This window comes from Methylobacterium sp. NPDC080182, assembly GCF_050281105.1.
Taxonomy (GTDB): domain Bacteria; phylum Pseudomonadota; class Alphaproteobacteria; order Rhizobiales; family Beijerinckiaceae; genus Methylobacterium.
In genome coordinates, this window is the sequence record NZ_JBNNWO010000011.1 from 261,496 (window position 1) to 269,357 (window position 7,862).

A 7,862-nucleotide genomic window follows, 5' to 3' on the forward strand; every position below is an offset into this window, starting at 1 on the left:
CGCGCCAAGATGCCGGACGGGGTGGACTACGCCGCGGGACTCTCGCGGCGCGGCCTCGGCCAAAGGGAGAACTCCCGGGAATCGGGAATTGGTGTGAGAGGCTCTGAGTGCCGACGGGACCATACGCACGATGATCGACCACGCCCTGTTCGACCCGGCGACGATCGATCCCGAGACGCTCCGGCTCAATGCCGAGATCGTCGCGGCGCACGCCGCGCTGCCCGATCCCTGGTCGCTGCCGATCGCCGAGGTGCGCGAGCGGCGCCGTCTGGGCACCAAGGCGGCGCCCGCCATGCCGCATAGCGCCCGGGCCGAGTGGCTGACGATCGACGGGCCCGGCGGCCCGCTCAAGCTCCGCGTCGTCCGGCCCAAGCCCGGCACGAAGCTGCGCGGCGCCTACCTGCACATCCACCGCGGCGGCTGGGTCTGGGGCTCCGCGGACGAGCAGGATCCCTGGCTGGAGCGCATCGCCGACACCTGCGGCTTCGTCGCCCTGTCGGTCGAGTACCGCCTCGCCCCCGAGCACCCCTATCCGGCGGCGCTGCTCGACTGCGAGGCCGCGGCCCTGTGGCTGGCCGGTCCGGGCAAGACCGAACTCGGCATCCACGCGCTGACCATCGGCGGCGAGTCGGTGGGGGCGCACCTCGCCGTGATGGTGCTGCTACGGCTGCGCGACAAGCACAACCTGCCGCGGGCCTTCCGGGGCGCCAACCTCAACGCCGGCTTCTTCGATCTCGGTCTCACACCGTCGGTGCGGAACTGGGGCGAGGAGCGGCTGGTCGTGAACACCCGCGACCTGACCAAGTTCGCCGACGGCTACGTCCGCGAGGGCATCGACCGGCGCCGGCCGGACGTGTCGCCGATCTACGCCGACCTGAAGGGTCTGCCGCCGGCCCTGTTCACCATCGGCACCGCCGACCCACTCCTCGACGACACGCTGTACATGTCGGCGCGCTGGGCGGCGGCGGGCAATGGCGGCCACACGGCGATCTATCCCGGCGGCTGCCACGTCTTCGCCCGCTACCCGAGCCCGATGAGCGAGCGGGCGCTGGAGCTGATCGACCGCTTCCTGATGGCGCTCGCCTGAGCGACCCGTCCGAGATCCTGCCGGAGCGGTTCCGCGCCTGGTTCGCCGGGCGCGGCTGGGCGCCCCGATCGCACCAGCTCGATCTCCTGCGGATCGCCGGCGCCGGCCGCTCTGCCCTGCTGGTGGCGCCGACCGGGGCAGGCAAGACGCTGGCCGGCTTCCTGCCGAGCCTCGTGGCCCTCGCCGCGCGTGGCCCCCAGCGGAAGGCGGCGGGCCTCCACACCCTCTACGTCTCGCCCCTGAAGGCGCTCGCGGTCGACATCGCCCGCAACCTCGACGCGCCGATCGCCGAGATGGCGCTGCCGGTGCGCGTCGAGACCCGCACCGGCGACACCCCCGCCCACAAGCGCACCCGCCAGATCAGCCGGCCGCCGGACATCCTGCTGACCACGCCTGAGCAGCTGGCGCTGCTGATCGCCCATCGCGAGGCGGCGGAATTCTTCTCCGGATTGCGCTGCGTGGTGCTCGACGAGCTGCACGCGCTGGTGACCTCGAAGCGCGGCGACCTGCTGTCCCTGGCGCTGGCGCGGTTGCACCGGCTGAGCCCCGGCCTCGCGGCGATCGGACTCTCCGCCACGGTGCGGGAGCCGGACGAGCTGCGGAAGTACCTGGTGCCGCAGGGGCCGCTTCCCCCTCCTCCCGCCGCGCGCGGGGATGGCGCGGCCGATCCTGACGCGTCTCCTCCCCCACCCCGGCCCTCTCCCGGACGGGACGGGGAGCCCGTCGCGCCGCCCATGGCCGATCTCGTCACCGTCGCCGGCGGCGCGAAGGCGGACCTGCGCATGCTCGATCTCGGCCGGGCGCTGCCGATCTCCGGCCACACCGCGTGGCACTCGATGCCGGCGATCTACGACCTCATCCGGGAGCACCGGACCACGCTGGTCTTCGTGAACACCCGCCTCCAGGCCGAGTACACGTTTCAGGAGCTGTGGCGGCTCAACGACGACGCCCTGCCGATCGCGATCCACCACGGCTCGCTCGACGCCCAGCAGCGTCGCCGGGTCGAGGCCGCGATGGCGGCGGGCCAGCTCCGGGCGATCGTCTGCACCGCGACCCTCGACCTCGGCATCGACTGGGGCGACGTCGACCTCGTGGTCAATGTCGGCGCGCCGAAGGGGGCGAGCCGCATCATGCAGCGGATCGGCCGGGCCAACCACCGCATGGACGAGCCCTCGAAGGCCTACCTCGTCCCGGGCAACCGCTTCGAGATGCTGGAGTGCCAGGCGGCGCTGGACGCCGTCGAGGAGGCCGCCCAGGACACGCCGGACGCCCGCCAGGGCGCCCTCGACGTCCTCGCCCAGCACGTCCTCGGCATGGCCTGCGCCGACGCCTTCGATCCGCTCGACCTCTACGACGAGATCGTCTCGGCCGCGCCCTACGCCGGGCTGACCTGGGAATCGTTCGAGCAGGTGGTCGACTACGTCGCCACCGGCGGCTACGCGCTGCGCGCCTACGAGCGCTTCGCCAAGATCCTGCGCGGTGCGGACGGGCTCTGGCGCGTGCGCGACGCCCGCACCGCCCAGGCCTACCGGATGAATGTCGGCACCATCGTGGAGGCGGCCCGGGTGAAGGTCCGCCTCGGCCGGACCCTGCGCGGCAAGCCCGGCACGGTGCTGCCGAAGACCGGGCGGGTGCTCGGCGAGATCGAGGACGAGTTCGCCGAGACGCTGACGGTGGGCGACACCTTCCTGTTCGCGGGCGAGACCCTGCGCTTCGAGGGGCTCGCCGAGGACGAGTGCCTCGTCACCCGCGCGCCGGCCGGCACCGACCCGGCGATCCCGTCCTACGCGGGCGCGAAGTTCCCGCTCTCGACCTTCCTGGCCGCCCGGGTCCGGGCGCTGATCGCCGACCCGTTCGAGTGGGACCGTCTGCCCGAGCAGATCGGCGCCTACCTGCTGCAGCAGCGCCGCCGCTCGGTCCTGCCGGGCGAGCGCGACCTGCTGGTGGAGACCTTTCCGCGCGGCAAGCGCTACTACCTCACGGCCTTCCCGTTCGAGGGCCGCCTCGCCCACCAGACCCTCGGCATGCTGCTGACCCGGCGGCTGGAGCGTTCCGGCCTGCGCCCGCTCGGCTTCGCGGCCAACGATTACGGCATCGCCATCTGGTCGACCCGCGACGTCTCGGAGCGCGCCGCGATCGATCCGGACTTCATCGGCGACCTCTTCGCCGTCGACATGCTGGGCGACGACCTGGAGGCGTGGCTCGACGAATCCGCGATGATGAAGCGCACCTTCCGGCAATGCGCGGTGATCGCCGGCCTGATCGAGCGCCATCACCCGGGACAGAAGAAGTCCGGCCGGCAGGTCACGATCTCGACCGACCTGATCTACGACGTGCTGCGCAAGCACCAGCCCGACCACCTGCTGCTGCGGGCCGCGCGGCAGGATGCGGCAACCGGACTCCTCGACGTGAGGCGCCTCGGCATGATGCTAGAGCGCATCCAGGGGCGAATCATCCACAGGTCTCTCGACCGGGTCTCGCCGCTCTCCGTGTCCGTGATGCTCGAGATCGGGCGCGAGCGGGTCTACGGCGAGGGCGCCGACGAGATCCTGGCCGAGGCCGAGGCGGAGCTTCTCCAAGAGGCTCTGTCCTGACCGTCGATCCGCCCTCCCCCGACGACACCGAGGATGCGATCTTGGCGGCCGGCCTGAGACTCGAGAAGACTCCCAAGCACCCCACCCTGCAGCTCGCGGGCGAGACGCTGGTGCTCGACCTCTGCGGCGGCCTCTGGCTGCCGGAGCACCGGACGCTGATCGTGTCCGATCTCCACCTGGAGAAGGGCTCGTCCTACGCGGCCCGCTCCGGCCAGTTCCTGCCGCCCTACGACACCCGGGAGACGCTCGCCTGCCTGCACGAGGCGGTGGTGCGGCACGATCCGGCCCGGGTGGTGGCGCTGGGCGATTCCTTCCACGACGCCCGCGGTCCCGAGCGCATGGAGCCGGGCGACCGCGCCCTGGTGGCGGCCTTGCAGGAGGGGCGGGACTGGGTCTGGATCGCCGGCAACCACGACGCGGCCGTGAACGAGGGCGTCGGCGGCCGCTACGCGGACGCGCTGACGCTCGGCGGCCTCGTCCTGCGCCACGAGCCGAGCCCGGAGCCCCTGCCCGGCGAGATCGCCGGCCATCTCCATCCCTGCGGGAAGGTGGCGATGCGCGGGCGGGCGGTGCGCCGCCGCTGCTTCGTCACGGACGGCACCCGCCTCGTCATGCCGGCCTTCGGCGCCTACGCCGGCGGCCTGAACGTCCGCGACCGGGCGATCGAGAGCCTGTTCCCCGACGGCTTCACCGCCCATCTCCTCGGGGACGGGCGGGTCTTCGCCATCGGCCGGGCGCAGCTCGCCCGGGACTGAGTCGCCCGGTCAGGCCGTCTTCATGAACCGGATCACGCTCTCCGACAGGCTCGTCGAGTGGCCGGCGAGGCTCTCGGCGATGCCCTGGACCGCCTGGGCGAGCTGACCGGTGGCGTTGGCGGCCTCGGAGACGCCGCCGATATTGCCCGCCATCTCGTGGGTCGAGACCGCCTGCTCCTCGACGGCGCTCGCCATCGCCAGGGTGAGCTTGGACAGTTCGTCCACCGCGGCCGTGATCATCTCGATGGCGCCGACCGCGTCGCCGGTCGCGCTCTGGATCGCCGAGACCTGCTGCGTGATCTCGCCGGTCGCCTTGGCGGTCTGCTCGGCGAGCGCCTTCACCTCGGAGGCCACCACCGCGAAGCCGCGCCCGGCGGCGCCCGCGCGGGCCGCCTCGATGGTGGCATTCAGGGCGAGCAAATTGGTCTGGTCGGCGATCGACTTGATCATGCCCACCACCGCGTCGACCTTGCGGGCGTTCTCGGCGAGCTGGCGCATGGTCGCGTCGGTGGTCCCCGCCTGGGCGGCGATCTGCTGCGCGCGCTCCGAGACCCGCCCGACCTGGCCGGAGATCTCCTGGATCGCGCCGTTCATCTGCTCGGAGTTCGACGCGACCGACGACGCCTTGTGGCGCGCGGATTCGGCCGACTGCATCAGGCCCACGGCCGAGCTCTGCATCTCCTGGATGGCGGAGCCGACCGCCTCGACGACCCGCTTGACGTCGGTCTCCATGTTCACCTGCGCGGTGACGACCGCCCAGGTCAGCATCGGGCCGAGGTACTGCCCCTTCTCGTCGTTCACGGCCGTGACCCGCAGGTTGAGGGTCTCGGGCCCGACCTTGATCTTGGTGCTGTGCGGCAGCCGGCTCGCGTCGGCCAGCATCGTGCGCTGGTGGCTGGGGTTCTTGTGGAAGATGTCGAACGAGCGGCCGAGCATGTCGTCGACCTTCACCGGCAGGTGCTGGTCGATCGTGCCGAGGGTCTTGCGCGACGTGGCGTTCATGTAGTCGATCTTGAAGTTGTCCTTCAGATCGGCCGTCATGACCGCCACGGGAACGTTGTCGATCATCGTCAGGAGCCGGTTGATCTCCTTCTTCTTCGCCGAGATGTCCGCGGCGAACTTAACGACCTTGATCGGCTTGCCGCGCGCGTCGAGGACAGGATTGTACGTCGCCTCGAGCCAGACCGAGTCGCCCTCCTTGTCGAGGCGCAGGAACTCGCCCGTGACGTACTGGCCGTCCTTCAGCTTGCTCCAGAACGCCGCGTAATCGGCGGACTCGGCGTAGCTCTTGTCCACGAAGATGCGGTGATGGCGGTTCCGGACGTCGCTGAGGCCGTATTTCATCAATCGCAGGAAGTTCTCGTTCGCGTGAAGGACCGTTCCGTCCATCGAGAACTCGATGATCGCCAGCGAGCGGTCGAGCGCGTCGATCTTGGCCTGGGCTTCATTGAAAACAGTGCGATTGAACATGGTGCTGCTCGCGTTCCCCCGGCGTGGGGTGTAGCCTCACAGCGTTAATGAATCCCTTATTCTGGCATTCGTCCAGTTTAAGAGTTGCCTGACGGAAATCGAATGCTTGGAGCGCCGCGCCCTCTGTGCGTCCGTAACCCGACCAACGCCATCGTCGAGATTGCATTCAAATATAAACTCAGGCGGGGCCGAAGCATACTTGCGAATATTAGAACCAACCGCGCATGCGAAAGTATACGATCGGCGCGACCGCGCTGATGAGGATCAGGCCGAGCGCGTAGGGATATCCGAGCGCCCAATCCAGCTCGGGCATGTGCTTGAAATTCATGCCGTAGATCGACGCGATCAGCGTCGGCGGGACGCCGACCACAGAGACGACGGTGAGGACGCGGAAGACGTTGTTCTGCTCGATGGTGATCAGGCCGAGGGCCGCGTCGAGCAGGAACTGCACGTTCTCGGCGAGCCGCGTCTCGAACTCGTCGAGGGATTCGATGTCCCGCTTGATCGTCTCGAAGCGCGCATCCTCCGGCAGGCCGAGGCTGTCGCAGGCCGCGGCGACGAACGGGATGATCCGTTCGAGCCCGAGCAGGCTCGACCGGATCTTGCCCAGAACCTTCCCGCGGTTGCTGATGCCGCGCAGGATCCGGCGCAGGGCGAGGTCGCGGCGCCGGGGCGGCGGGCTCTCCAGGCGCCGCCGCTCGGCACCGCGGACGTCGAAGTCGAAGATGCGGGTCGAGAGCGTGTCGAGCTCGGAGCCCATATCCTCGAGGGCGTCGGCGAGGCTGTCGACCAGTTCCTCCAGCACGACGAGGAAGATCTCGCTCGGCGTCGTGCTGCCGTCGCCGTCGGCGACACGCTTCGCGGACGCCTCGAAGGCGCGCAGGTCGTGGAAGCGAATCGTGACGAGGTGATCCTTGGTCAGCAGGAAGCCCAGCGGCTTCAGCTGCGACGCGCTCTGCTCGAACGTGATCATCGGGGTGGAGAGCGAGAGGCCGCCCTTCACGCGGCGCAGGCGACTCGACGTCTCGACCTCCGAGAGCGCCGCCCGCGACGGCACCCGCAGGCCGGTCGCGGCCTCGACCGCCGCGGCCTCTTCCGGCGTGGGGTCGTTCAGGTCGAGCCACACGGTGTCGCGCGCGATCGGGCCGCCGGGTCGCAGCGCCACCGGGCCTTCGGGTCCGTGCAGGCTCAACATGAGAGCGCGTTATCCATGAGGGGGAACGGGGCCGCCGGCGCGTCATCGCACCGTCGCGCGGGGGTGCGACAGCCTTGACTCGGAACCCGCCCGCGCCTATCTCGCGGCCGTCTTTGGCACTCGCCGAGACAGAGTGCTAACAGTCGAGTTTGCGAGCGGTCCCGCCGGCCGCATCAACGCCAACTCAAGACCTGAAGCAAGAGGGCAGCTCATGAAGTTCCGTCCGCTGCACGACCGCGTGGTCGTCCGTCGCATCGAAGGCGAAGAGAAGACCAAGGGCGGCATCATCATCCCGGACACCGCCAAGGAGAAGCCGCAGGAGGGCGAGGTCGTCGCCGTCGGTCCCGGCGCCCGCGACGAGGCCGGCCGCGTCAACGCGCTCGACGTGAAGGCTGGCGACCGCGTCCTGTTCGGCAAGTGGTCCGGCACCGAGGTCAAGATCGACGGTCAGGACCTCCTGATCATGAAGGAATCCGACATCATGGGCGTCGTCGCCGCCTGATCGGGTCACCCGCCATCGCCCTTTGAGGCCGTCCCGGCCTTGGGGTTCAACAACCAGCTAAGAGGCACACAATGGCAGCGAAAGACGTTCGTTTCTCCGCCGACGCCCGCGATAAGATGCTGCGCGGCGTCGACATCCTCGCCGACGCGGTGAAGGTGACGCTCGGCCCGAAGGGCCGCAACGTCGTGATCGAGAAGAGCTTCGGCGCCCCGCGCATCACCAAGGACGGTGTGACGGTCGCCAAGGAGATCGAGCTCGC

Annotated in this window: 7 protein-coding genes; 5 read left to right on the forward strand and 2 right to left on the reverse strand. The window is 69.9% G+C overall.

The window, feature by feature from the left end; genetic code table 11:
• Window positions 1-130 precede the first annotated feature (130 nt).
• Genes ACQKQD_RS20640 through pdeM form a run of 3 tightly spaced genes read left to right on the forward strand, consistent with a single transcriptional unit; the run spans window position 131 to window position 4,436 of the window.
• Entirely contained in the window at window positions 131-1,087 is a 957-nt protein-coding gene (locus ACQKQD_RS20640) for an alpha/beta hydrolase (RefSeq protein WP_056522365.1), read from the forward strand.
• Window positions 1,084-3,681, forward strand: a complete 2,598-nt coding sequence (locus tag ACQKQD_RS20645) for a ligase-associated DNA damage response DEXH box helicase (protein WP_427509423.1) — start codon at window positions 1,084-1,086, stop codon at window positions 3,679-3,681. The genes ACQKQD_RS20640 and ACQKQD_RS20645 overlap by 4 nt, the downstream gene beginning before the upstream one ends.
• A 41-nt stretch (window positions 3,682-3,722) precedes the next feature.
• A complete protein-coding gene (gene pdeM / locus ACQKQD_RS20650; protein ID WP_427509416.1) occupies window positions 3,723-4,436 on the forward strand; it encodes a ligase-associated DNA damage response endonuclease PdeM in 714 nt (237 codons plus the stop codon).
• Between the two features lie 9 nt (window positions 4,437-4,445).
• Here the strand turns inward: pdeM and ACQKQD_RS20655 are convergent, their stop codons facing one another.
• Together ACQKQD_RS20655 and ACQKQD_RS20660 are read right to left on the reverse strand one after the other, a co-directional pair.
• On the reverse strand, window positions 4,446-5,906 hold the full coding sequence (locus tag ACQKQD_RS20655; RefSeq protein WP_427509417.1) for a methyl-accepting chemotaxis protein: 1,461 nt from the start codon (window positions 5,904-5,906) through the stop codon (window positions 4,446-4,448).
• A gap of 208 nt (window positions 5,907-6,114) precedes the next feature.
• Window positions 6,115-7,101 (reverse strand): CorA family divalent cation transporter, encoded by a 987-nt coding sequence (locus ACQKQD_RS20660; protein WP_427509418.1) that lies wholly within the window; start codon window positions 7,099-7,101, stop codon window positions 6,115-6,117.
• Between the two features lie 211 nt (window positions 7,102-7,312).
• Between ACQKQD_RS20660 and groES the strand changes: the two genes are divergently transcribed.
• Both groES and ACQKQD_RS20670 read left to right on the forward strand, forming a co-directional pair.
• Entirely contained in the window at window positions 7,313-7,603 is a 291-nt protein-coding gene (gene groES / locus ACQKQD_RS20665) for a co-chaperone GroES (RefSeq protein ID WP_020093567.1), read from the forward strand.
• A gap of 71 nt (window positions 7,604-7,674) precedes the next feature.
• The coding region (locus ACQKQD_RS20670) for a TCP-1/cpn60 chaperonin family protein (protein WP_280141634.1) at window positions 7,675-7,862 on the forward strand (188 nt) is incomplete at its 3' end.